The sequence below is a fragment of the Ralstonia mannitolilytica genome, assembly GCF_000954135.1.
GTDB classification, from domain to species: domain Bacteria; phylum Pseudomonadota; class Gammaproteobacteria; order Burkholderiales; family Burkholderiaceae; genus Ralstonia; species Ralstonia mannitolilytica.
Genome location: NZ_CP010799.1, coordinates 2,448,562 through 2,471,876, shown reverse-complemented (window position 1 = coordinate 2,471,876; position 23,315 = coordinate 2,448,562). Strand labels below are relative to the sequence as shown.

Below are 23,315 nucleotides of genomic sequence, written 5' to 3'. Positions count from 1 at the left end.
GCCAGAGGGTTGACTTCAGGCGGGCGGTACGGCGCAGTTCGACGCGGCATTGGCGGCGATCTCGCGCGCCGCCTTGGCGCCTTCCACCTGCAGGATCGTCGGCAGCGAGACGCCGTTCTTGGCTGCCGTCACCTCGGCCAGGATGGAGATGGCGATCTCGGGCGGCGTGCGGCTGCCGATGTAGATGCCGACCGGGCCGTGCAGGCGTGCCAGTTCCGCGTCGCTCAGGTCGAACTCCTTCAGGCGCTCGCGGCGGTTGGCGTTGTTGCGACGGCTGCCGAGCGCACCGACGTAGAACGCGGGCGTCTTGAGCGCCTCCATGAGCGCGAGGTCGTCGAGCTTCGGGTCATGCGTGAGCGCGATGACGGCGCTGCGCTCATCGAGCTTCATGGCCATCACCGTGTCGTCGGGCATGGTGCGCACCATCGTGACGCCCGGGATCGACCATTCCTCGCTGTATTCCTCGCGCGGGTCGCAGACGGTGACCTGGTAGTCGAGCCCCACGGCGATCTGGCACAGGTAGCGCGAGAGCTGCCCCGCACCGATGACGAGCATCCGGTAGCGCGGCCCATGGATCGTCACCAGGCGTCGTCCGTCGAACTGCAGGCCGTCGGTGGCGTTGGCGTGTTGCAGCACGGTGGCGCCGGTGGCCATGTCGAGCGTGCGCGCGACGAGCTGGCCGGCTTCCACGGCGTGCAGCAGCGCGTCGATGCCGCTGGCGGCGCTCAGCGGCTCCAGCACGAGTTGCAGCGTGCCGCCGCAGGGCAGCCCGAAGCGGTGGGCCTCTTCTGCGCTGATGCCGTATTTGACGGCTTCCGGCCTGGTTTGCTGCAGGCCCTCGCGGCGCACGCGGTCGATGAGGTCGTCTTCGATGCAGCCGCCCGACACCGAGCCGACGACCACGCCGTCATCGCGCAGCGCAAGCATGGCGCCCTCGGGCCGCGGCGACGACCCCCAGGTCTTGACAACGGTGACGAGCAGCACCCGGCGCCCTTGTTCCAGCCAGCGCGCGCTGGTTTTCAAGACTTCAAGATCGACGCTGTCCATGATGCGTTGGCTGCGCTTTCGCGCGCTTGAGTAATGTGTTGCGGGGGAAGGGCTCCGATTATGCCCCGTGATGCAGAAACAGGTAGGCCGCCGCCACGGCCACCACCGCAACGATGATCCACGGCCACGGGTTGCGCGTCTGCAGCGCCGGGCTGACCGCAGGCGCGGCCTCCCGCGCACCGTGCGCGCGCAGCTCGCCGCCGGCAAGATCAGGGATGGCCTGCTCCGCCGGCATGCCGTCGAGAGCGGGTGTCGCGCCGGCAGTGGAGCCGAACTCCGCCGAGAAACGCTGGAAGAACTCGTCGGCCAGCTTGCGCGCTGCCCCGTCGACCAAGCGCGAACCGATCTGCGCAAGCTTGCCGCCCACCTGCGCCGTGGCGGTGTAGGACAGCCGGGTGACGGTCGGGCCCTCGGGCGTGAGCTCGACTTTCGCCGTGCCCTTGCCGAAACCCGCTGCGCCGCCCTGGCCGTCGAAGTGCAGCGTGTAGCTGCGCGGCGGCGTGATGTCGGCCAGCTGCATGCGCCCCTTGAAGCGCGCCTTGACCGGGCCGACGGCGGCCTGCATGGCGATCTCGTAGGCGTGTTCGCCGGCGGCGGTCAGGCTCTCGCAGCCGGGAATGCAGCGCTGCAGCACGGCCGGATCGTTCAGGGCATCCCAGGCGGTCTGCAGGGGCACGGGCAGGAGGTGGGTCTGGGTCAGTTCCATGGTGCGAGAGCTGTGGCGTGGGCGGGGTGAGGGCGTGGTACGCGGCTGCGGCGGGCATGCGCCAGTTCCTGCTCCAGCGCGGCGAGGCTGTCGAAATGGTGCGCCGGCACCATCGCATCGACATGCGGCAGGATGGCTCGCACGCCGCGTGCCCGTGGCTCGAAGCCGGCGAAGCGCAGCAGCGGGTTGAGCCAGACGATGCGGTGGGCGAAGCGGGCCAGGCGGGCCATCTCTGCGTCGAGCACGTCGATGTGTTCGTGGTCGAGGCCGTCCGTCACCAGCAGCACGGTGGCGCGGCACGAGAGCGTGCGGCGGGCCCAGCGGCGGTTGAACTCGGCCAGCGCCGCGCCGATGCGCGTGCCGCCCGACCAGTCCGGCACGAGTTGCGCGATGGCCTGCACGGCGACATCCGGATCGCGCTCGCGCAGTTGCCGCGAGACGTTGGTCAGCCGCGTCCCGAACAGGAACGCCTGGATGCGCTCGCGCGACTGCACCAGGGCGTGGCAGTAGTACAGCACCGCGCGCGAGTAGCGGCTCATCGATCCGGAAATGTCCAGCAGCAGGACGAGTGGCGGCGTGCGGTCGACGGGCTGGCGGTACTTCCACCCGACCCATTCGCCGCCCGCGCGTACGGCCTGGGCGGCCGTGGCGCGCAGGTCCGGATGGCGGCCACGCGAGGCCGCCTTCAGCCGGCGCGTGCGTTCCTGCGCCAGATGCACGCGGCGCTGGCGGATCATGTGCTGCAGCGTGCGCCACTCGGCGGCGTCGAGCGTGTCGAAGTCACGCGTGCGCAGCGCCTCGTTGGCGGAAAACGCCAGCGGCGCGACGATGCCGTGGCGCTCGCCGTCGGGCGCGACAGCAGGCGGCAGGCTGCCCGAGGGCTGTGCCCGCAGGGCGTCGGCCAGGCGGTTGTTGCGCGGGGGCGGGATGCCGCCGCGCACCTTGGGCAGCAGCAGCGCGCGCAGCTTGCCTTCCCAGTCGGGGTCGCGCCAGAACACGTTGAAGGCCGCGTCAAACAGCATGCGCTCATCCGGGTGCGAGACGAGCAGGGCAGCGAGAGCCGCCTTCACGTCGCCGCGGCGGCCGATATCGACATGGCCCAACGCTTCAATGGCGTCCACCGCGCGCGACGGCGCCAGCGGCATGCCGGCGTTGCGCAGCAGGCGCACGAAGTGCGTCACGTTGCGGGCCAGCATCGGTAACGGCGTCGACACGGCGTCCATGGCTACTCCGGCAACGCAGGTGCGGCCAGCAGTTGCTCGATGGTCGGCGCATCCACGCGGCTCAGGTCATCCTGGTACTTGAGCAGTACGCCGAGCGTGTCATGCACCGATTGCGGATCGAGCTCCGTGACATTCAGGGCGGCCAGCGCGCGGCACCAGTCGATGGCCTCCGCAATGCCCGGAGCCTTGAAGAGGTCGATGCCGCGCAGACGGTGGACAAAATCCACGGCGCGGTGCTGCAGGCGGGCGGCGGTTTCGGGCGCGCGTTGCGCCACGATCTGCAGCTCGCGCGCCTTGTCGGGGTAGCCGATCCATTGATACAGGCAGCGCCGCTTGAGCGCGTCGTGCACCTCGCGCGTGCGGTTGGACGTCATGATGACCAGCGGCACCACCTGAGCCCGCACGATGCCGAACTCCGGAATCGACACCTGGAAATCCGACAGCAGTTCCAGCAGGAAGGCCTCGAACGGCTCGTCGGCGCGGTCGATTTCGTCGATCAGCAGAACGCGCGGCGTATCGGGGCGGCCGGGGTTGACGGCATCAGGCAGCAGCGCCTGCAGCAGCGGGCGCTTGAGCAGGAATTCGTCGCGGTACAGCGTGTCGGCGCGCGGCGTCTGGCCGGCGGCTTCAGCCAGGCGCAGCGCCATGATCTGCCGCGGGTAATCCCACTCGTAGAGCGCACTGGCCGTGTCGAGCCCCTCATAGCACTGCAGCCGCAGCAGCGACGTGCCGAGCAGCCCGGCCGCCGCCTTCGCGAGTTCGGTCTTGCCGACGCCGGGCTCGCCCTCCAGGAACAGCGGCCGCTGCATGCGCAACGCGAGGAACAGGGCCGTCGCCAGCTCGCGGCTGGCGAAGTAGCCCTGGCCCTGCAACTGCGCGAGGCAGTCGTCGATGGAGTCAACCGGCATGCAGTTCCCCGCAGATGCGGCTAGTGATGCCGCGCCAATGCCTGCTCCACCGCGCGCGCCGCCAGCACCGGAATCAGGTGCGCCCGATACTCCGGCGACGCATGCAGATCGCCGAGCAGATCATCGGCCGGCACCACGACCTTGCGCGCCGCCTCGGAGGTGAAGCTGGCGGCCAGCGCCTGCTCCAGCGGCGTGCAACGGAACACGCACGGCGCCGCGCCCGTCACCGCCACGCGCACGTTGTTGCCCTTGCGGCTGATGAATACACCCACCAGCGCAAAGCGCGACGCGGGGTTGCGGAATTTCAAGTAGGCCGCCTGGTCCGGCACGGGAAACTGCACCTCGGTGATGAGTTCATCCGCAGCCAGCGCCGTCTCGTACATGCCGAGGAAGAAATCGTCCGCCGCAATATCGCGCCGCTCGGTGACGATGGTGGCGTTCAGGCCGAGCACGGCCGCCGGATAGCACGCGGCCGGGTCGTTGTTGGCAAGCGATCCGCCGAGCGTGCCCATGGCGCGCACCTGCCTGTCGCCGATGCCGCCGGCCAGCTCGGCCAGCGCGGGGAGCATGCGCCGCACCTCGTCGCTCTCGGCTACATCGGCGTGGCGCGTGGCGGCGCCCACGGTGATCACACCCGGCTGCGAGCGGATGCCCGTCATGCCCGGAATCTGCGTGACATCCACCAGGGCAGACGGCTGCGCGAGCCGGAGCTTCATCGCCGCGAGCAGGCTCTGGCCGCCTCCGAGGTATTTGGCGTCCGCATGCGTCTTCAATGCCGTGACGGCGGTCTGGGCGTCGGTGGCTTTCTGGTACTCGAAGTCGTACATGGTGGGCTCCTCTGCCTAGGCCTTGGCCGCTTGAATGGCTTGCCAGACGCGGTGCGGCGTCGCGGGCATCTGGATGTCCTTCACGCCCAGTGGTGCAAGCGCGTCGACGATGGCGTTGATGAGCGCCGGCGGGGAGCCGATGGCGCCGGCTTCCCCGCAGCCCTTCACGCCGAGCGGATTGTGCGTGCACGGCGTGCCCTTGGCGGTTTCCACCGTGAAGCTGGGCAGGTCGTTGGCGCGCGGCATGGCGTAGTCCATGTACGAGCCGGTCAGCAGCTGGCCGTTTTCGTCGTACACGCACGCTTCGAGCAACGCCTGGCCGATCCCCTGACCAAGCCCGCCATGCACCTGGCCCTCGACGATCATCGGATTGATGATGTTGCCGAAGTCGTCCACCGCAACGAAGCGGTCGATGTGCACCTCGCCGGTGTCGGGGTCGACTTCCACCTCGCAGATGTACGCGCCGGCCGGGTAGGTGAAGTTGGTCGGATCGTAAAAAGCGTTTTCGTCCAGCCCGGGTTCGAGTTTGTCGAGCGGATAGTTGTGCGGCACGTAGGCGGTGAGCGCAACTTCGCCAAAGGTCTTGGTGCGGTCGGTGCCGGCCACGCGGAAGACGCCATCCTTGAACTCGATGTCTTCCGCCGATGCCTCCAGCAGATGCGCGGCAATCTTCTTGGCCTTGGCCTCGATCTTGTCGAGCGCCTTCATGATGGCCGAGCCGCCCACGGCAATCGAGCGCGAGCCGTACGTGCCCATGCCGAACGGGATGCGGCCGGTGTCGCCGTGCACGATCTCGATGTTGTCGATGGGCACGCCCAGGCGATCGGCCACCACTTGCGCGAACGTCGTCTCGTGGCCCTGGCCGTGGCTGTGCGAGCCGGTGAAGACGGTGACGGAGCCGGTCGGGTGCACGCGAATTTCGCCGGCTTCGAACAGGCCGGCCCGCGCGCCTAATGCCCCCGCGATGTTCGACGGCGCGAGCCCACACGCCTCGATGTAGCAGGAATAGCCCATGCCACGCAGCCGGCCCTTGGCGCGGGAGGCATCGCGTCGGGCGGCAAAGCCTTTCACGTCAGCCAATTCGATGGCGCGGTCCAGGCACGGCTCGTAGTCGCCCGTGTCATACGTCAGGCCCACCGGCGTGGCATACGGGAACGTGCGGATGAAGTTGCGGCGGCGCAGTTCAGCCGGGTCGATCTGCAATTCGCGCGCAGCCGTTTCCACGAGGCGTTCGACCACATACGTTGCTTCCGGCCGCCCGGCGCCACGATACGCATCGACGGGCGCGGTGTTCGTGAAGACCGCTTTCACCTCGGCATAGATGGCTGGCGTCTTGTACTGGCCCGCCAGCAACGTCGCATACAGGATGGTCGGCACGCTGCTGGCAAACGTCGACAGATACGCGCCCATGTTGGCCGTCGTATGCACGCGCATGGCGAGGAAATTGCCCTGCGCATCGAGCGCCAGTTCCGCATGCGTGACGTGGTCGCGGCCATGCGCATCGGTCAGGAAGGATTCGGAGCGCTCGGCCGTCCACTTGATCGGTCGGCCGACCTTTTTCGATGCCCACGTGAGCGCCACGTCTTCCGGGTACAGGAAGATCTTCGAGCCGAACCCGCCGCCCACATCCGGCGCAATCACGCGCACCTTGGCTTCGGTCAGGCCCAGCACGAATGCCGACATCAGCAGGCGTTCGACGTGCGGGTTCTGGTTGGCGACGTAGAGCGTGTAGCTGTCGTCCTGGCGCGAATAGCTGGCGTTGACGGCGCGCGGCTCGATCGCATTCGGGATCAGCCGGTTATTGACGATGTCGAGCTGCGTCACGTGCGCGGCTTTGGCAAATGCCGCGTCGGTGGCCGCCTTGTCGCCGTGGCCCCAGGTGTAACAGGTGTTGTTCGGCACGTCGTCGTGGACGGCGGTGCCGGCGGTATCCGCAGTGGCGGTGTCCACCACGGCGGGCAGTTCGTCGTATTCGACGTCGATCATCTCGACGGCGTCCTTGGCGATCTTCACCGATTCAGCCACCACCAGCGCGACCTGGTCGCCCACGTGGCGCACCTTGCCTTGCGCGAGCACAGGGTGGGGCGGCTCCTTCATCGGCGTGCCGTCGATGCTGTGGATGAGCCAGCCGCACGGCAGGCCGTTCACCTTGTCGGCGGCCAGATCGTCGCCCGTGAGCACGGCCAGCACGCCCGGATGATTGCGTGCCGCATCCGCATTGATGTGCTTGATGCGGGCATGCGCATACGGCGAGCGCAGGAATGCCGCATACGACTGGTGCGCCTGGACGACGTCGTCCGTGTACTGCCCGGCGCCGGTCAGGAAGCGGAAGTCTTCCTTGCGCTTGACGGCCGCGCCGATCAGCTGGTGGTTCGGTTCTGCGGGAGCGTTCATGGTGGTGTCCTCGCCTCGTCGGTCGCCTGATCAGGCAGCATGCGCGCGCGCGGCGGCCAGGCTCTGCACGGAGACGTCGTCGCCTTCGGCCTCGGCCATGGCTTCGGCGCCTTTCATGACGGCGCGCACGATGTTGTGATAGCCGGTGCAGCGACACAGGTTGCCGTCGAGCTGCTGCCGCACCTGCTGTTCGTCGGGATGCGGGATGCGTTCCACGAGGGCCGTCGCCGCCATCACCATGCCCGGCGTGCAGAAGCCGCATTGCAGGCCGTGGCATTGGCGAAAGGCTTCCTGCATCGGGTGCAGCTTGCCGTCCTTCGACAAGCCTTCGATCGTCGTCACCTCGGTGCCTTCGGCCTGCACGGCGAGGATGTTGCAAGACTTCACCGCGCGCCCATTCATATGGACCGTGCACGCGCCGCATTGCGCGGTATCGCAGCCGACGTGCGTGCCGGTCAGGCGCAAATGCTCGCGCAGCAGTTGGACCAGCAGGGTGTAGGGTTCGACGTTGACGGTGACGGGCGCACCGTTGACCGACAGCTTGAGGCTGATCGCCATGGGAGTCTCCTTTGGGGGATGGTCGCCGGGGGCCACGTTGTGCGCCTGTGTTGCAGCGGAAATGCGCGCGTGGTCTCGGTATCGGTGTCGCGGCTCTACTCAGTAAAGCACAGGCCCGAGAGAAGACAACCGGCAGGCGGTTGAGGCAGAACGGAGGAGAAGGGCGATGCCGCAGCGCGCAAAAACACGCGCCGCAGACATGACAAAGGGCCGGAATCCGGCCCTCGATTGGCACCAGGCGGTCATGACCTGGCGGGTGTGGCGGCTGCTGTGCTGAGACACGGCCGGCGCACGGGTATTACGGTGTTGCGGTACTACCTACGGCTCGCATGGGCACACGCCCATCGACAATCGACAATGACGGCCTATCAGGCCTTGGCGGTGCGCTGCGGGCTGAACAGGTTCGCGATTGCCGAGAAGAACTGGGCAAACGAGAACGATTGGCCGTTCGGACGGCGGTAGTAGTAGATACCTTCGGACATTTCGCGTTCGATCAGTTCGCGTTCGAGTTGATCGGTCAGCTTCAGGTCGTTCGTGTTTTGCATGATTGGCCTCTTAGGGATTTCCCGGTTAGGGAATACCCTAATCATACACCGGATGATGCAATGCACCATACGTAGGCTTACGTATGCACCATCCCGTGTTGTGTGGCCACCACGGCAGCGTTGCAACGCACCAATGTGGTGCGCGCGGTACTGCGCTGCCTATCTGACGGGGATCGGCTGGCCCGCCGGAACCGGGACCGCCGTCACGCTGTTCTTGGGGCTGCCCGAGATGACCTTGTCGGAATACGTCAGGTACACCAGCACATTGCGCTTGCGGTCGACCACGCGCACTACGTGCAGCGTCTTGAAGACCAGCGAGAGCCGCTGCGTGAACATGTCGTCCTGCTGCGGAAGCGGCTTGGCGAAGCTGATGTCCCCGACCTGGCGGCAGGCGACGGCGGCTTCGCTCACGTCTTCGGCCACGCCCAGCGTGCCCTTGATGCCACCCGTGCGGGCGCGCGACACGTAGCAGGTGACGCCCTGCACGAGCGGATCGTCAAAGGCCTCGACGACGATCTTGTCGGAGCCGGTGATGCGGAAATTGGTGCTGACGCTGCCGATGTCCTCCGCGCGCGAGCACGCGGTGGCGCATAAGGCGAGGGCGGCAACAACAAGCGGAAAGCGGGTCAAGGGGCGCATGGGTTCGCGGCAATCCAGAAGGTTGGAGGGTCAGAGCAGGGATTCGGGCGGCCACGGCGCCGTCGCTTCGTCCAGGAAGGTGGACCGCACATCGGCGTGCTGCCGGGAACGTTCGATGCGGCGGTGCAGGGCGTCCATGAAGACCTTGACCTTGGCGGGCATCAGCCGGCGCCCGGGGAACACCGCGTACACGCGCATCGGCGGCGATTGGAAATCGGTCAGCACCTCCTGCAGCGCGCCCGAGGCCACCAGATCGGTGGCAAACACGGACGTGATCCGCGCGACGCCAAAGCCGGCGATGGCCGCCTGCATGCGCAGCTCACTGTTGGAGGTGCGCATGCGGAAGTCCAGCGGCAGGTTGAGGGTTTCGCCGCCGGGCGTGCGGAACTGCCATTCCGATTCGTTCGAGGTGCCGAGGCACGGCCAGTCGGCAAGCTGGTCGGGGTGGGTCAGGGGGCCGAGGCGTTCCACCAGTTGCGGCGCGACCACCACCGCCCGCCGCAGGTCGAACACGCGCTGGGCGACGAGGCCGGAGTCGGGCAGCGGGCCGCGCGGCACGGTCAGCATGATGTCGTAGCCCTGGGCGAGCGGATCGATCTGGCGCGGGGCGACGTCCACCTCGATGCGCAGGCCGGTGTGCTCGCGCATGACTTCCAGCACGACCTCGGCAAACTGCCGCGCCGCAAACTCATACGGCATGGCAATGCGCAGCGTGCCCGCGGGTGACTGAAACGTCGCGGCGGCGTCTTCCGAGACTTCGCGCAGCCGCTGGAACAATGGGCCGGCGTCGCGCAGCAGGGCTTCGCCGGCATCGGTCAGGCGCAGGCGGCGCGTGCTGCGCTCGAACAGCCGGACGCCGAGCTTGCCCTCCAGCCGCGATACCGCTGTACTGACCGAAGACTTGGGCAGCCCCAGCCGGTCGGCCGCGCGCGTGAAGCTGCCGAGCGTGGCTACGGTGCAGAAGGTGTCCCAATCGTTCCAGTCTGTCGTTCGCATGATTGAACAATGAATTTGTCGGAAGGCGATTTCCGCCGCTTTCTGGGCAAATTACCATCCCTGCATGAACACGCCAAGCCCAGACCACACGGTTTTGCCGCCCCCAGCCCCACGCCGCCAGCCCGCCCCGTCGACGGTGGGCAGCCGGATGGAGCTGCGCATGGTGGGCATGGTGATCGGCCTGGCGACGGGCGTGGATTACATGTCCAACCTGATGTTCTCGATTGCCGGGCCGCACATCGAAGGCGGCGTGCTGGCGTCGCAGGACGTCTACCTGTGGGCGGTGGCGGCGTATGCGGCGGCGGCCAGCCTGGCCATCCTCGTGATGGGCCGGCTCGCCGACCACATGACGTATCGCCGCCATACGCTGCTGTCGTTGCTGGTGTTCATCGTCGGCACGCTGATGTGCGCGGCGGCCGAGGGCGGCACCATGCTGATCGTCGGCCGGGCGGTGCAGGGCTTTGGCGGCGGGCCCATGCTTTCGACCTCGCGCATCTTTGTCCAGCATAGCCCCGCGCACGAACGGCGCACGATGATGAAGGGCATGATCTACGGCATCTTCGGGCTCAGTTGCGTGTCGCCGATGCTGTCGGCGGCGCTGACGGAGCAATTCGGCTGGCGCGCCATCTTTGTCGCGCAGCTGCTCGTGGCGGTGGTGGTGGCCGCGCTCGTCGCGGCGTTCTATCCGCACCCCCAAATGCATGAGCGCAAGGGCGATTTCGCCTCGCTCGACTGGCCCTCGGCCATTGCCTTCGGGGTCGCGGCGCTCATTGCGCTGCATGGTTTTCAGCAGGCGCGGTTCGTTCACCCGGATGGCTCGCCGGCGCAGGTGTTGCCCATCATCGCCGTGGCGGCGCTCATTGCCTGGGTCGGCATCCGCCAGACCGGCCACCCGCTGCCGTGGGTCGACTTGCGCGCCACGCTGCAGCGGCGCTTCCTGATGGGCATGGTCTTCTATGCCATCTATTACGTATTTGCGAGTGCGTGGAGCTTTCTCTCGTCGAGCCTGCTGCAGAACGGCCTGGGCTTTCGCTATGAGACCACGGCGCAACTCATGAGCCTGGGCGGGCTGGTGACGGTGGTGCTGGGCATCCTCAACTTCCAGTTGACGAACGTACTGCCCACCAAGCGCGTGCTGGTCTCCATCGGCTTCGTCCTGATGGCGGCGGCCCTGCTGTGGATGTCGCATGCGGCGATGCCGGGGGCCTCGGTGGCGGCGGTGGCGCCGGGATTCATGATCGAAGGCATGGTGGGGATGTTCGTGGTGATCCAGGTGGCCGGGCTGACGTACGTCGACCTGCCGGCCCGGGATTTCGGCCACGCCTATCAGTTCAAGGGGATCATGCGGGCCTGGGCGCAAGCTTTCGGGACGATGGGCGCCACGCTGCTGCTGCAGCACGGGCAGGCGCAGCACCGGACGGATCTTGTCGGACGTGTGAGCGCGTTTACGCCTGACTGGCAGTGGCCGCATGCGCTGCAGGGCGCTGAACTGATCCGGATTTCCGCGGAGATCGATCGGCAGGCGACGTTGCTGGCGGTGAAGGATCTGTTTGCCTGGGGGGCGATGGTGGCGGTGGGATGTGCTTTGGGGATTTGGTTGCAGCGGGCTTTGCGGTGAGGTTTTTGTTTGACCCTCGGTTTCGTTCCCTGGCGAGGACGCCCCCTTCTAGGGCAGGAACGGCAACGACCACACCGGCGGGGCGCTCGTGTTGTCGCCGTTTTTCGTGCGTGGCAGTCAATCCAGCTTTTGTTCGGGGGCGGTGGCCTGGGGGAGCTTGCAGTTGAAGGCGGGGGCCTCGTCCTTCAGATCCAGGTGATTCATCAGCGTGGGGGCCAGGACCTTCAGGACCTGCACGGTCAGTGCGCTGGTGAATTTGTACTTGGCGGCGTCGGCGCCGGCGACGTAGGCGACGACGGTACCGAAGTAGCGGTCACCTAGATAGAACACGAAGGCGCCGGAGCGGCTGACGACGCGCTCGGAGATCAGCCCGCCGCCGCGGCTGAAGGTCTTGAAGCGGTTGTCGCCGGTGCCGGTCTTGCCACCGAGCGTGATGGGCCTGCCGTCTTTCCGGACGAAGGTGCCCGATATCCGCTTGGCGGTGCCGCCTTCGACGACGGCAGCGAGAGCGGATTTCACCAGCGGCGGGATCTCGGGCGGCAGCACGCGTTCGCCGGCGTGCGGGTCGCGGCACAGCATCACTTCGTATGGGGTGTTGGCGGCAAAGCGCAGGCGGTCGATGCGCACGGTGGGCAGGCGGATGCCGTCGTTCTCAAGGATGCCCATAAGCTCCGCCAGCGATGCCGGACGGTCTGCCGACGCGCCAATGGCCGTGCCGTACGACGGCACGAGCGATTCGAACGGATACCCAAGCCGCTTCCACATGGCGTGGATCTGCTGGAAGGCCTCGATTTCCAGCATCTGCTTGATGCGCTTGTCCTGCGCCCCCTTGCGCCTGGACTGCAGCAGCCACTTGTAGACGGCCAGCCGTTCCGTGGCGCTGGCTTCGTTCACCTGGGACAGCGTCGCCTGCGGATGCTCGCGCAGATAGGCCACCAGCCACAGCTCCAGCGGGTGCAGCCGCGCGATGTAGCCGCGGTCGGCCAGGTCGAAACGCTGCACCGAATAGGTGTTGTACAGCTTGGTGATGGCCGCGTCGTCGAGCTTCGTGCCCGGCAGGTAGGTGCGGAGGAAGGCGGCCAGCTTGTCGGGTCCTGCCTGCGGATCGATGCTGCGGAAGATGGTGGCGAGCCGCACCGGCGTGGCGTGGGTGCTCTGCACGAGGATCGCTTCACGCTCCTGGTCGGTCTTGCCCTTGTACTTGGCATAGAAGCGGCCCATGAAGAGCTTGCCTTCGCGGTCGGCAAAGCGCCGCAGGTAGATCTGGCGCTGCGGCGAGTCTGGATCGGTCAGCGCCTCGGCGCCGGCGCTTGGCAACTGATGCTGAAAGTAGCGCGAGATGTCGCGCATGATGCGCACGAAAACGAGGTTGACGGAGTGCTTGAGGCCCTCGCGCACCGTGAAGTTCTGCGTGCCTTCCCACTTCTCGAAGTTCTCGAAGCTCTGCATGCCGCCGCCGGTGGCAAACCATTCGCCGGCGTTGCCCGAGTATTTGCGCTCCATCGAGGCATCGAGCATGGCCGTGAGCGAGCGGTCCTGCGTGTGCGCAAGGTAATCGACGGCCCAGCGCTCGATCGGGTTCTGCACCGGAATGTTCAGCTTGCGCAATGCCGCCGCAGGCTGGCCGGCATAGCGCTCATGCAGCTCGGCCACGAGCTGCAGATACGTCACCAGCGTGCGCAGCTTGGCGGTGGAGCCCAGGTCGAGCTTCACGCCCTCGTTGATGTCGAACGGCTTGTCGAAGGTGTCGGCCTGCACGAGCACACGGTTGCCGCCGGGGGCGCGTTCGTACAGCGTGAAGCTGTAGGTCACGCCGCGCGGGTCGCCGTGTTCGAGCATCTTGTCGCCGACGAGGCCGGCGGCCTTGGCGCGCTCGGGGTCGCGCAGTTTGCGCAACTCGGTGGTGATATCGCGCTGCAGCGGCGCGTCGAGCGTACTGCTGGCCATCAGGTCGAGCCGGTCGAGCGCATACATGCGCGAGACGCCCAGCATGCCCGCCAGGTTGACGCGCACGGCGTTGGTGCCTTTGTGCTCGAGGGGAGGCGCCGGCACGCGCGTGTTCAGCGCCTGCTGCTTGAGCGACTGCGCAATCGCGGCATCCCGCAGGGCTGGCGCAATCACGCCCGATGCGGCGAGCACCCGCAGGTAGGCGTTGGTCAACGTTTCCAGCTCGTCGAGATTCTCGAGGTAGTACGACGGCCGCCGCTGTGACACCAGGAGGCTCAGCGCTTCCTTGTATGCCAGCGCGCGGTCGGCCAGCGGCGCCTCCGATGTGGGCGACAGCAGGGCGTTCACCTGCGCGAAGTCGCGCCCGTACCAGACCCACAGCGCATCGCCGATCCCCTGGATTTCGCCAAACCCGGCGCGGGCGCCGAGCGGCACGGTGTTCAGGTAGGCGACCACGAGCTGGTGCCGCGTGGCCGTGGTGTCTTCTCCGTTGAGATACGCGCGTGCGGAGGCCGAAGCCATCTGGCGCAGCTTCTCAGCCGGCGAATCGGTGCGGCCTTCGGGCGAATGGCGGTACTTCTCAATCTGCGTGGCGAGCGTGCTGCCGCCGGGCGACTCGTGTGCGGCGTTGACGGTATGCAGGGCGCGGTCCCATACCGCGCGGGCCAGGCGCGTCCACTCCACGGCCGGATTGCGCTTCGGGTATTCCGTCTGCAGCAGCGTGCGGTTCTCGATGGCCAGCAGCGAGCTGACCAGCAGCGGCGGTACGGCGTCGAAGCGGTCGTACACGCGCTCGGGATGGCGCGCGCGGTAGATCGGGCGCCCCTCGACGTCCAGCAGTTCGAGGCCGGTCTGGTCCTTCTCGTGATACGGCGCGTTCATGCCGCGGTCCATCCACGCAACCATGTCGTTGGACGGCACGGCCTGCTGCGCGACGATGTAGCCGCGTGCGCGCAGGCGGTCAAGAAAGACGGGCAGATCGTGATAGCCCAGCCGTTCGTCGTAGGGGCCGGAATTCGGAAAGCGCGCCGAGGTGTTGGGGCCCGGCTTGACAGGAAAGGTCTGCGACTGCGCGAGCTGTGCGAAGTAATGCGCCTGCCACGAAGACGTGCGGAACTCGCGGGCGACCAGCCATGCGGCCATTGCAAGGACCAGCGCCGCAAACACGGCCAACTTGATGACGCGGCGGCGTTTTCTTGTCACTCGCTACGCTCCAATCGCAGGCGGATCAACGCCTCACTTCAATCTAGCCCATGCGCATGCCGTGTCCAGCGGCGTGTAACTTTGGGCTGCCGTTGCAAGCCTTACGAAGGGGCGTAATACGGAATCTGCTGCTCGTCGTACAGCCGGTAGATCAGCGCCAGCATGGCCCGGATGTCTTCCGACTCATCCAGCAGGCGTGTGCTGAAGATGATGGGCGACACCAGTTGCGGGTCATCGAGCTCCAGGTAGCAGACGTCCTCGCGCTTGAGGCCCGCCACGCTGCGCGGTACGACAGACACCCCTTCGCCGGCCGCCACCAGTCCCAGGGCGATTTGCAATTCCCGTGCCTCGTAGATCTTGCTCGGCTCGAGCGCGCGGTCGTGAAACAGGGCCAGAACCTGGTCCGCGTAGCTTGGGCGTGGCGCGCGCGGGTAGATGATGAGCGTCTCGCCCACGAGGTCGCGCAGCGATGCGGCCGGCTTGGCGCCCAGCAGCGGGTGGCCCGAGGGCAGGGCGACGATCAGGCGCTCGTCGCGCAGCAGGATGCGGCGCACGTTCGGGTCTTCATAGCGGATGCGGCCGAAGCCGACGTCGATGCGGCCGTTCTTGAGCGCCTGGATCTGGTCCATGGTCGTCATCTCGTGCATGGTCAGATCGACCATCGGGTACTCGGCCCGGAAGCGCCGGATGACCTTCGGCAGCATGCCGTACAGCGTTGAGGCAACGAAGCCAATCGACAGGCGCCGCTCGATCTGTCCCACGCGCTGCGTCATCGAGGCGAGCTCGGCCGTCTGCGCCAGCAACTGGCGTGCGTGGGCGTGGAAGAACCGCCCGGCTTCGGTCAGCCGCAGCGGCCGGCTGCCGCGCTCGAACAGCACGACGCCGATTTCCTCTTCGAGCTGTTGAATCTGTCGCGAGAGCGGCGGCTGCGCGATGTGCAGGCGCTCGGCCGCACGCGTGAAGTTCAGCTCCTCGGCAACGGCGACGAAGTAGCGCAGGTGGCGCAGTTCCATATCCAACCTTTTAGGTATGAAGCCGATACTAAATCAGTGTTGGACGCAATAAATTGCGCTGCGTAATCTGATTTCCACGTTGATCGCCGTCCATTCTGATACCTGGAAAACATGATTCGCTCGATCGAGGCCATTCTAGTGGATGTGCCCACCATCCGTCCGCACAAGCTGTCTGTCGCCACCATGCACACGCAGACGCTCGTCCTCGTGCACGTGTGCTGCGAAGACGGCATCGAAGGCTGGGGCGAGGCCACCACCATCGGCGGCCTGAACTACGGCGAAGAGAGCCCCGAGAGCATCAAGGTCAACATCGACACGCACATCGCGCCGCTGCTGATCGGCATGGACGCGCGCAACGTGGCAGCTGCCATGGCACGCGTGCGCAAGACCATCCAGGGCAACCGCTTTGCCAAGTGCGCGCTGGAGACGGCGCTGCTCGATGCGCAGGCGCGCCGGCTGGGCGTGCCGCTGTCCGAGCTGCTCGGCGGCCGCCTGCGTGATGCACTGCCGGTTGCCTGGACGCTCGCCAGCGGCGACACCGCAAAAGACATTGCCGAGGCAGAAGCGATGCTGGCCGAGCGCCGTCACCGCATCTTCAAGCTGAAGATCGGCCTGCGCCCCGTGGCCGAAGACGTGGCGCACGTGCTCGCCATCAAGCGCGCGCTGGGCGATGCCGTGAGCGTGCGGGTGGACGTCAACCAGGCCTGGAGCGAGCTGGACGCCGCCAATGGCATCGCCGCGCTGCAGGCCGGCGGCATCGACCTGATCGAGCAACCGGTGCGCGCAGAAAACCGCGCCGCGCTGGAGCGCCTGGCGCGCCAGTTCGCCGTGCCGATGATGGCTGACGAGGCGCTGCACGGTCCACTTGATGCGTTTGAACTTGCGTGCTCGGCCGGCGCCGATGTCTTCGCCGTGAAGATCGCGCAATCGGGCGGCCTGGTTCCCGCCATGCAGGTCGCGGCGATCGCGCAGCTTGCGGGCATCAGCCTGTACGGCGGAACGATGCTGGAGGGCGCGGTCGGCACTGCCGCCTCCGCGCACGTCTTTTCGACCTTCAGCGATCTGCAGTTCGGCACGGAGCTGTTCGGGCCCTTGCTGCTCACACAGGAACTGCTGACCGAGCCGTTGCGGTACCGCGATTTCACGCTGCAGGTGCCCACCGGCCCCGGCCTCGGCATCGAGATCGACCGCGACAAGCTTGCACGCCTGCGCCGCCAATAACGACAACCAGACCCAGACAACCCACCAAGGAGACCACGATGCTCTTCCATGTCCGCATGGATGTCCGCCTGCCTGCCGACATGCCGGCCGATGTCGCCGACGAGATCAAGGCCCGCGAGAAGGCCTATTCGCAGGATCTGCAGCGCAGCGGCAAGTGGCGCCACATCTGGCGCCTGGTCGGCGAGTACGCGAACGTCAGCATCTTCGACGTGCAGAGCAATGCCGAGCTGCACGAGATCCTGACGGCGCTGCCGCTATTCCCGTACATGCAGATCGCCGTGACGCCGCTGTGCCGTCACCCGTCCTCGGTTCACAGCGACGACGCCTGAGACATTCCCCCAGAAAACCCGAGGAGACATCCATCATGAACGTGCGCGTATTCCAGACACAAGAAGTACAGGAGCTGCTGAAGGCCGCTGCCAACCTGGAAGGCAAGGACGGCAATGTCCGCTTGAAGCAGATCACTCACCGCCTGCTTGCCGACCTGTTCAAGGCCATCGACGATCTCGACATCACGCCGGACGAGGTCTGGGCTGGCATCAATTACCTGAACAAACTCGGGCAGGACGGCGAGGCTGCGCTGCTGGCGGCGGGGCTGGGCCTCGAGAAGTACCTCGACATCCGCATGGATGCCGCAGACGCGGCGCTCGGCATCCACGGCGGGACGCCACGCACCATCGAAGGCCCGCTGTACGTGGCGGGCGCCCCGGTGCGCGACGGCGTGTCGCGCATCGACATCGATCCGGACCCGGCGGCCGGACCGCTGGTCATCCACGGCACGGTGATGGGCACCGATGGCAAGCCGGTGGCGGGCGCCGTGGTCGAGTGCTGGCATGCGAACTCGAACGGGTTCTACTCGCACTTCGACCCGACCGGCGGGCAGAGCGCGTTCAACCTCCGCGGCGCCGTGCGCACGGGCGCGGATGGCCGATACGAATTCCGCACCCTCATGCCAGTCGGGTACGGGTGCCCGCCGCACGGCGCGACGCAGCAGTTGCTCAACGGGCTGGCCCGCCATGGCAATCGTCCGGCGCACGTGCACTTCTTCGTGAGCAGCGAGGGGCATCGCAAGCTGACGACGCAATTCAACATCGAAGGCGATCCGCTCATCTGGGATGACTTCGCCTACGCCACCCGCGAAGAGCTGATTCCGCCCGTCGCGGAAAAAACCGGCGGTGCCGTCCTGGGCCTCAAGGCCGATGCGTACAAGGACATCGAGTTCAACTTTGTCCTCACGCCGCTGGTGCAGGGCAAGGACAACCAGCGCGTGAACCGCCTGCGCGCTTCGGCCCAGGCATGAGGTTGCAACGTGGAGACGACCATGTCCGCCCTGATCGACAAAGCCGGCGAACTCGAACAACTGCTCTCAACGGCGGTGGTGGATGACGAAGAGGCCGGCATCTTCCGCTGCCGCCGCGACATCTTCACCCACCCCGACCTGTTCGCGCTGGAGATGAAGCACATCTTCGAGAACAACTGGGTGTATCTCGCACACGAAAGCCAGATTCCGAACAACAACGATTACTACACGACCTGGATCGGGCGTCAGCCCATCGTCATCACCCGGGACAAGACCGGCGAGCTGCATGCCGTCATCAACGCCTGCGCGCACAAGGGCGCCATGCTGTGCCGCCGCAAGCACGGCAACAAGGGCAGCTTCACGTGTCCGTTCCACGGCTGGACGTTCTCCAACACCGGCAAGCTGCTCAAGGTGAAGGACGAAAAGACGACCCAGTACCCGGTGCAGTTCAACACGCACGGCTCGCACGACCTGAAGAAGGTGGCGCGCCTGCAGAACTATCGCGGCTTCCTGTTCGGCAGCCTCAATGCGGACGTGCAGCCGCTCGAGTCGTACCTCGGTGAAGCGCGCGTGATCATCGACCAGATCGTCGACCAGGCGCCGGACGGGCTCGAAGTCCTGCGCGGCAGCTCGTCCTATATCTACGAAGGCAACTGGAAGATGCAGATGGAGAATGGCTGCGACGGCTACCACGTCAGCACCGTGCACTGGAACTACGCCGCAACGATGGGGCGGCGCAAGGAGGGCGGCACGCAGGCGGTGGACGCGAACAGCTGGAGCAGATCGGTGGCGGGCGTTTATGGCTTCGAGCACGGCCATATCCTGCTGTGGACGAAGACGATGAACCCGCAGGTGCGGCCCGTCTATGCGCACCGTGACGAAATCGCGGCTCGCGTGGGCGACACCCAGGCCGACTTCATCGTCAACCAGACCCGCAACCTGTGCCTGTATCCGAACGTGTTCCTGATGGATCAGTTCAGCACGCAGATCCGCGTGGTGCGCCCCATCAGCGTCGACCGGACGGAGGTGTCGATCTTCTGCTTTGCGCCAAAAGGCGAGAGCGCGGCCGACCGCGCGACGCGCATCCGCCAGTACGAGGATTTCTTCAACGTCACCGGCATGGGCACGGCGGACGACCTGGAAGAGTTCCGCGCGTGCCAGAACGGTTATGCCGGCACCACGGCCCTGTGGAACGACCTGTCGCGCGGCGCGCCGCTGTGGGTGCGCGGCCCCGACGAGAACGCCGCCAGGATGGGCCTGAAGCCCCTCATCTCGGGCGAGCGCAGTGAAGACGAAGGCCTGTTCGTGTGCCAGCACGCGTACTGGGTGCAGGTCATGCGCGAGGCCCTGAAGAAGGAATGCGCAGGGGTGCCGGCATGAGCTTCGATTACCAAACCATCTGCGCCGCCCTGTACCGCGAGGCGCGCCTGCTCGACGACCGCCAGTGGGATGCGTGGCTCGACTGCTACGCCGAAGATGTCACGTACTGGATGCCTGCCTGGGATGACGACGACCAGTTGACTGATGACCCGCAGAGCCAGATCTCGCTGATGTACTACGCGAACCGCTGCGGACTCGAAGACCGCGTCTTCCGCATCAAGACCGAGCGCAGCGGTGCGTCAACGCCGGAGCCGAGAACCAGCCACAGCATTGCCAACGTGGAAGTGCTGGCCGAGCGCGACAGTGAAGTCGACGTGCGCTACAACTTCCACACGCTCAGCCACCGCTACAAGACCACCGACCAGTTCTTCGGGACGATGTTCGTCACGTTGCGCCGCGCCGGCGACGGCTACCTGATTGCATCCAAGAAGATCGTCCTGAAGAACGACTACATCCGGCAGGTGCTCGACGTCTACCACGTCTGACCGTGTCCACGTACCCAAGCGAGGCAGCGGAGGCTTCCATGTCCAGTTTCAACGTTGCACTGAATTTCGAGGACGGCGTCACGCGGTTCATCGAATGCAAAGCCGGCGAGAAGGTGCTCGATGCCGCCTTCCGCGCCAAGATCAACCTGCCGATGGATTGCTCCGACGGCGTGTGCGGAACGTGCAAGTGCCGCGCCGAAAGCGGCAGCTACGACCTCGGCGACGACTACATCGACGACGCGCTGACCGAAGACGAGAAGAACGCCGGCCTCGTCCTCACGTGCCAGATGGTGCCGCACAGCGATTGCGTGATCGCCGTGCCGACCTCATCGACCACGTGCAAGACAGGGCAGAGCCGCTTCGTCGCCACGCTGTCGAAAATCGAGCTGCACAACGATGCCGCCGTCGTGCTCGAACTGGACGTCGACGCCACCGCGCCCGTGTTCCTGCCCGGCCAATACGTCAACATCGACGTGCCGGGCAGCGGGCAGCACCGCTCGTATTCGTTCTCTTCGGCGCCCGGCGAATCCAGGGTGAGCTTCCTCATCAAGAAGATTCCGGGCGGGGTGATGAGCACCTGGCTCGAAGCCGCCCGGCCCGGCGACAGGCTCGAGCTGCACGGGCCGCTCGGCAGCTTCTACCTGCGCGACGTGCAGCGGCCGCTGCTGTTCCTTGCCGGCGGCACGGGGCTGGCGCCGTTCCTGTCGATGCTGGAGGTGCTGGCGCGCAGCCATTCGCAGCAGAAGGTGCACCTCGTGTATGGCGTGACGCGTGATCTCGACCTGGTGCAGGTCGAAGCGATCGAAGCCTACATGACGAGGTTGCCGAATTTCAGCTACGCCACCGTCGTCGCCGACGCTGCTTCGCGTCATCCGCGCAAGGGCTGGGTGACCCAGCACATTCCGGCCGACGCGCTCAAAGATGGCGATGTGGACGTCTATCTGTGCGGTCCGCCGCCGATGGTCGATGCCGTGCGCCAGTACTTTGCCGATGCAGGCGTGAAGCCCCACAGCTTCCACTACGAGAAGTTCACGCCCAACGGGACTGCCATCACCCACGCGACGGCAAAGGCGGCATGACCATGCAACGATTCTCAGGCAAAACCGTCATCGTAACGGGGGCGGCGCAGGGCATCGGCCGCGGCGTTGCCATGGCGGCGGCGGAAGAGGGCGCCCAGGTGCTGCTGGTGGACCGCGCGGCGCTGGTCGACGAAGTGCAGGCGGAGATTGCCGCCGCGGGCGGCCAAGCCCGAGCCGCCACGGCGGATCTCGAAACCTACGCCGGCGCGCTGCATGCCGTGCAGGCCGCGCTCGACGCATTCGGCCGCATCGACGTGCTGGTCAACAACGTCGGCGGCACGATCTGGGCCAAACCGTATCAGCACTATGAAGAAGCGCAGATCGAGGCGGAGATTCGCCGCTCGCTGTTTCCGACGCTGTGGTGCTGCCGGGCGGTGCTGCCACACATGGTGGAGCGCAGGCATGGCGTGATCGTCAACGTGTCGTCGATCGCGACGCGCGGCATCTATCGGATCCCGTATTCGGCGGCCAAGGGCGGGGTCAATGCGCTCACCGCCAGCCTGGCCTTTGAGCACGCCGCCGACAACATCCGCGTCAATGCCGTCGCCACGGGCGGCACGGAAGCGCCGCCGCGCCGGATCCCGCGCAACATGGCGCCCATGTCCGACCAGGAAGCCGCCTGGTACCAGGGCATCGTCGAGCAGACGCTCGCCAGCAGCCTGATGCACCGCTACGGCACGATCGACGAGCAGGTGCGGGCGATCCTGTTCCTGGCTTCGGACGAGGCTTCGTACATCACCGGGACGGTACTGCCGGTTGGAGGCGGAGACCTGGGCTGACACGCCGGCGCGCGCCATCGGTTGAAGAAACCCACCCAGCAAAAGAGAGAGGCGCCCACGCCTTCGCGGACCCCAGAGGAGACCATCCATGCGTCAGATCGACCTGCACGCCGTAGCAGACCACGCCCGCTTCGGCCGTTTTCACGCCACTACGCTGTTCTGGTGCGCGCTCATCATCATCTTTGACGGCTACGACCTGGCCATCGCCGGCATTGCATTGCCATCCATCATGAAGGAGATGGGCGTCACACCCACCAGCGCCGGCTTCATGGTCAGTGCGGCGCTGTTCGGGATGATGTTCGGTGCGATCGTGCTCGGCACGATTGCAGACCGCATCGGCCGCCGCTGGGCGATTGCCGTGTGCATCGTACTGTTCAGCGTCTTTACGGCAGCAGCGGGTTTTGCGACCGACCCCATTGCGTTCAGCGTGACGCGTTTTCTCGCAGGCCTCGGCATCGGCGGCGTGATGCCGAACGTCGTGGCGCAGATGACGGAGTACGCGCCGCGCCGGCTGCGCAGCACGCTCGTCACCCTGATGTTCAGCGGCTATTCGGTCGGCGGCATGCTGGCCGCATTGATCGGCAAAGGGCTGCTGGAGCGCTACGGGTGGCAATCGGTGTTCGTTGCCGCGGGCCTGCCTGTGCTGCTGGTCCCGGCGATTCTGCGGTGGCTCCCCGAGTCGATGCCCTTCCTGTTGCGCACGGGCAGGATCGATGCGGTGCGCGATATCGTGCGTCGGCTCAGCGGCAGCGCTGCACGACCGGAGGGCACCTTCGTCCTGCCAGAGGCGGACCGCGGTGACGACGCCCCGCTGGCCAAACTGTTCCAGGACGGGCGCGGGTTGAGCACGGCCATGTTCTGGATCGCCTTTTTCATGTGCCTGTTCATGGTGTACGCGCTCAGTTCATGGCTGACCAAGCTGATGGCATCGGCCGGCTACAGCCTCGGTTCCGCACTTACCTTTGTGCTGGTGCTGAACTTCGGGGCGATGCTCGGTGCGATTGGCGGCGGCTGGTTGGCAGATCGTTTCAACATCAAGTACGTGCTCATGGCGATGTACGCCCTTGCGGCAGTGTCGATCGCACTTCTGGGCATCAAGACGTCGACCGAGACGCTGTACCTGCTGGTGGCCGTGGCCGGCGGCTGCACCATCGGCACGCAGATCGTGACCTATGCGTACGCCGGCCAGTTCTACCCGATGAGCATCCGCTCCACGGGTATCGGGTGGGCGTCCGGGGTGGGACGCAGCGGGGCGATTCTTGCGCCGATCGTCATCGGCATGCTGGTGGGGATGGCGCTGCCTCTGCACCACAACTTCTTCGCCATGGCCGTGCCGGCCGTCATTGCGACGATTGCGGTGGCGTTCATCAACCATCGGCGATCCGCCTGCGCCGTCGCAAGCTGATGGGCGAGCCGGCGCGGCTGCGCAAAACAAAAACGGCGCCAA

The 23,315-nt window shown here is 66.4% G+C and carries 21 protein-coding genes; 9 read left to right on the top strand and 12 right to left on the bottom strand.

Annotated features, from left to right (window positions below):
- Positions 1–15: 15 nt before the first annotated feature.
- The 10 genes from TK49_RS11750 to TK49_RS11710 form a co-directional block, all read right to left on the bottom strand.
- Positions 16–1,047, bottom strand: a complete 1,032-nt coding sequence (locus TK49_RS11750) for an XdhC family protein (RefSeq protein WP_045786860.1) — start codon at positions 1,045–1,047, stop codon at positions 16–18.
- A gap of 58 nt (positions 1,048–1,105) precedes the next feature.
- Positions 1,106–1,753: an SRPBCC family protein gene (locus TK49_RS11745; RefSeq protein WP_045786859.1), complete on the bottom strand. Its 648-nt coding sequence runs from the start codon at positions 1,751–1,753 to the stop codon at positions 1,106–1,108.
- A complete protein-coding gene (locus TK49_RS11740) occupies positions 1,744–2,976 on the bottom strand; it encodes a vWA domain-containing protein (RefSeq protein WP_045786858.1) in 1,233 nt (410 codons plus the stop codon). The genes TK49_RS11745 and TK49_RS11740 overlap by 10 nt, the downstream gene beginning before the upstream one ends.
- 2 nt (positions 2,977–2,978) lie before the next feature.
- A complete protein-coding gene (locus tag TK49_RS11735) occupies positions 2,979–3,884 on the bottom strand; it encodes an AAA family ATPase (protein ID WP_045786857.1) in 906 nt (301 codons plus the stop codon).
- Between the two features lie 20 nt (positions 3,885–3,904).
- Positions 3,905–4,711 carry an FAD binding domain-containing protein gene (locus tag TK49_RS11730; protein WP_045786856.1) on the bottom strand — a complete coding sequence of 269 codons (807 nt, stop codon included), beginning with the start codon at positions 4,709–4,711 and terminating at the stop codon, positions 3,905–3,907.
- A gap of 15 nt (positions 4,712–4,726) precedes the next feature.
- Positions 4,727–7,105, bottom strand: a complete 2,379-nt coding sequence (locus TK49_RS11725; RefSeq protein ID WP_045786855.1) for a xanthine dehydrogenase family protein molybdopterin-binding subunit — start codon at positions 7,103–7,105, stop codon at positions 4,727–4,729.
- A gap of 30 nt (positions 7,106–7,135) precedes the next feature.
- A complete protein-coding gene (locus TK49_RS11720; protein ID WP_045786854.1) occupies positions 7,136–7,663 on the bottom strand; it encodes a (2Fe-2S)-binding protein in 528 nt (175 codons plus the stop codon).
- 368 nt (positions 7,664–8,031) lie between these two features.
- Entirely contained in the window at positions 8,032–8,208 is a 177-nt protein-coding gene (locus tag TK49_RS24775) for a hypothetical protein (RefSeq protein WP_164491036.1), read from the bottom strand.
- A 159-nt stretch (positions 8,209–8,367) separates the two neighbouring features.
- Positions 8,368–8,847: a CreA family protein gene (locus tag TK49_RS11715; RefSeq protein WP_045786853.1), complete on the bottom strand. Its 480-nt coding sequence runs from the start codon at positions 8,845–8,847 to the stop codon at positions 8,368–8,370.
- A 30-nt stretch (positions 8,848–8,877) separates the two neighbouring features.
- On the bottom strand, positions 8,878–9,843 hold the full coding sequence (locus TK49_RS11710) for a LysR family transcriptional regulator (RefSeq protein WP_045786852.1): 966 nt from the start codon (positions 9,841–9,843) through the stop codon (positions 8,878–8,880).
- Positions 9,844–9,907: 64 nt separating this feature from the next.
- Here TK49_RS11710 and TK49_RS11705 point away from each other — a divergent pair, with 64 nt between their 5' ends.
- Entirely contained in the window at positions 9,908–11,461 is a 1,554-nt protein-coding gene (locus TK49_RS11705; protein ID WP_045786851.1) for an MFS transporter, read from the top strand.
- Positions 11,462–11,578: 117 nt separating this feature from the next.
- Here the strand turns inward: TK49_RS11705 and TK49_RS11700 are convergent, their stop codons facing one another.
- Together TK49_RS11700 and TK49_RS11695 are read right to left on the bottom strand one after the other, a co-directional pair.
- The gene (locus tag TK49_RS11700; RefSeq protein WP_394372228.1) at positions 11,579–14,551 is read right to left on the bottom strand and encodes a transglycosylase domain-containing protein; all 2,973 of its coding nucleotides are present in this window, start codon (positions 14,549–14,551) and stop codon (positions 11,579–11,581) included.
- A gap of 161 nt (positions 14,552–14,712) precedes the next feature.
- Positions 14,713–15,624 carry a LysR family transcriptional regulator gene (locus tag TK49_RS11695; protein WP_045786849.1) on the bottom strand — a complete coding sequence of 304 codons (912 nt, stop codon included), beginning with the start codon at positions 15,622–15,624 and terminating at the stop codon, positions 14,713–14,715.
- Between the two features lie 111 nt (positions 15,625–15,735).
- Here TK49_RS11695 and TK49_RS11690 point away from each other — a divergent pair, with 111 nt between their 5' ends.
- The 8 genes from TK49_RS11690 to TK49_RS11655 all read left to right on the top strand — a co-directional run bounded on the left by TK49_RS11690 (position 15,736) and on the right by TK49_RS11655 (position 23,273).
- Complete coding sequence (locus TK49_RS11690) at positions 15,736–16,845, top strand: muconate/chloromuconate family cycloisomerase (protein WP_045786848.1); 1,110 nt, start codon at positions 15,736–15,738, stop codon at positions 16,843–16,845.
- 38 nt (positions 16,846–16,883) lie between these two features.
- Complete coding sequence (gene catC, locus TK49_RS11685; RefSeq protein ID WP_045786847.1) at positions 16,884–17,174, top strand: muconolactone Delta-isomerase; 291 nt, start codon at positions 16,884–16,886, stop codon at positions 17,172–17,174.
- A 35-nt stretch (positions 17,175–17,209) separates the two neighbouring features.
- Positions 17,210–18,145, top strand: a complete 936-nt coding sequence (catA, locus tag TK49_RS11680) for a catechol 1,2-dioxygenase (protein WP_045786846.1) — start codon at positions 17,210–17,212, stop codon at positions 18,143–18,145.
- Between the two features lie 21 nt (positions 18,146–18,166).
- The gene (locus tag TK49_RS11675) at positions 18,167–19,525 is read left to right on the top strand and encodes a Rieske 2Fe-2S domain-containing protein (RefSeq protein ID WP_045786845.1); all 1,359 of its coding nucleotides are present in this window, start codon (positions 18,167–18,169) and stop codon (positions 19,523–19,525) included.
- Positions 19,522–20,010, top strand: coding sequence for a benzoate 1,2-dioxygenase small subunit (gene benB, locus TK49_RS11670; RefSeq protein WP_045786844.1), 489 nt, complete (start codon positions 19,522–19,524; stop codon positions 20,008–20,010). Before TK49_RS11675 ends, benB begins: the two co-directional genes overlap by 4 nt.
- 38 nt (positions 20,011–20,048) lie before the next feature.
- Positions 20,049–21,089: a benzoate 1,2-dioxygenase electron transfer component BenC gene (gene benC, locus TK49_RS11665; RefSeq protein ID WP_045786843.1), complete on the top strand. Its 1,041-nt coding sequence runs from the start codon at positions 20,049–20,051 to the stop codon at positions 21,087–21,089.
- Positions 21,086–21,868, top strand: coding sequence for a 1,6-dihydroxycyclohexa-2,4-diene-1-carboxylate dehydrogenase (locus TK49_RS11660; protein WP_045786842.1), 783 nt, complete (start codon positions 21,086–21,088; stop codon positions 21,866–21,868). Before benC ends, TK49_RS11660 begins: the two co-directional genes overlap by 4 nt.
- A gap of 88 nt (positions 21,869–21,956) precedes the next feature.
- Complete coding sequence (locus TK49_RS11655) at positions 21,957–23,273, top strand: MFS transporter (protein WP_045786841.1); 1,317 nt, start codon at positions 21,957–21,959, stop codon at positions 23,271–23,273.
- Positions 23,274–23,315: the final 42 nt, after the last annotated feature.

What these genes read in the sequence shown, in the direction of transcription:
- TK49_RS11750 (WP_045786860.1), bottom strand. Translation starts at nt 1,047, where the DNA reads ATGGACAGCGTCGATCTTGAAGTCTTGAAAACCAGCGCGCGCTGGCTG.
- TK49_RS11745 (WP_045786859.1), bottom strand. Translation starts at nt 1,753, where the DNA reads ATGGAACTGACCCAGACCCACCTCCTGCCCGTGCCCCTGCAGACCGCC.
- TK49_RS11740 (WP_045786858.1), bottom strand. Translation starts at nt 2,976, where the DNA reads ATGGACGCCGTGTCGACGCCGTTACCGATGCTGGCCCGCAACGTGACG.
- TK49_RS11735 (WP_045786857.1), bottom strand. Translation starts at nt 3,884, where the DNA reads ATGCCGGTTGACTCCATCGACGACTGCCTCGCGCAGTTGCAGGGCCAG.
- TK49_RS11730 (WP_045786856.1), bottom strand. Translation starts at nt 4,711, where the DNA reads ATGTACGACTTCGAGTACCAGAAAGCCACCGACGCCCAGACCGCCGTC.
- TK49_RS11725 (WP_045786855.1), bottom strand. Translation starts at nt 7,105, where the DNA reads ATGAACGCTCCCGCAGAACCGAACCACCAGCTGATCGGCGCGGCCGTC.
- TK49_RS11720 (WP_045786854.1), bottom strand. Translation starts at nt 7,663, where the DNA reads ATGGCGATCAGCCTCAAGCTGTCGGTCAACGGTGCGCCCGTCACCGTC.
- TK49_RS24775 (WP_164491036.1), bottom strand. Translation starts at nt 8,208, where the DNA reads ATGCAAAACACGAACGACCTGAAGCTGACCGATCAACTCGAACGCGAA.
- TK49_RS11715 (WP_045786853.1), bottom strand. Translation starts at nt 8,847, where the DNA reads ATGCGCCCCTTGACCCGCTTTCCGCTTGTTGTTGCCGCCCTCGCCTTA.
- TK49_RS11710 (WP_045786852.1), bottom strand. Translation starts at nt 9,843, where the DNA reads ATGCGAACGACAGACTGGAACGATTGGGACACCTTCTGCACCGTAGCC.
- TK49_RS11705 (WP_045786851.1), top strand. Translation starts at nt 9,908, where the DNA reads ATGAACACGCCAAGCCCAGACCACACGGTTTTGCCGCCCCCAGCCCCA.
- TK49_RS11700 (WP_394372228.1), bottom strand. Translation starts at nt 14,551, where the DNA reads ATGGCCGCATGGCTGGTCGCCCGCGAGTTCCGCACGTCTTCGTGGCAG.
- TK49_RS11695 (WP_045786849.1), bottom strand. Translation starts at nt 15,624, where the DNA reads ATGGAACTGCGCCACCTGCGCTACTTCGTCGCCGTTGCCGAGGAGCTG.
- TK49_RS11690 (WP_045786848.1), top strand. Translation starts at nt 15,736, where the DNA reads ATGATTCGCTCGATCGAGGCCATTCTAGTGGATGTGCCCACCATCCGT.
- catC (WP_045786847.1), top strand. Translation starts at nt 16,884, where the DNA reads ATGCTCTTCCATGTCCGCATGGATGTCCGCCTGCCTGCCGACATGCCG.
- catA (WP_045786846.1), top strand. Translation starts at nt 17,210, where the DNA reads ATGAACGTGCGCGTATTCCAGACACAAGAAGTACAGGAGCTGCTGAAG.
- TK49_RS11675 (WP_045786845.1), top strand. Translation starts at nt 18,167, where the DNA reads ATGTCCGCCCTGATCGACAAAGCCGGCGAACTCGAACAACTGCTCTCA.
- benB (WP_045786844.1), top strand. Translation starts at nt 19,522, where the DNA reads ATGAGCTTCGATTACCAAACCATCTGCGCCGCCCTGTACCGCGAGGCG.
- benC (WP_045786843.1), top strand. Translation starts at nt 20,049, where the DNA reads ATGTCCAGTTTCAACGTTGCACTGAATTTCGAGGACGGCGTCACGCGG.
- TK49_RS11660 (WP_045786842.1), top strand. Translation starts at nt 21,086, where the DNA reads ATGACCATGCAACGATTCTCAGGCAAAACCGTCATCGTAACGGGGGCG.
- TK49_RS11655 (WP_045786841.1), top strand. Translation starts at nt 21,957, where the DNA reads ATGCGTCAGATCGACCTGCACGCCGTAGCAGACCACGCCCGCTTCGGC.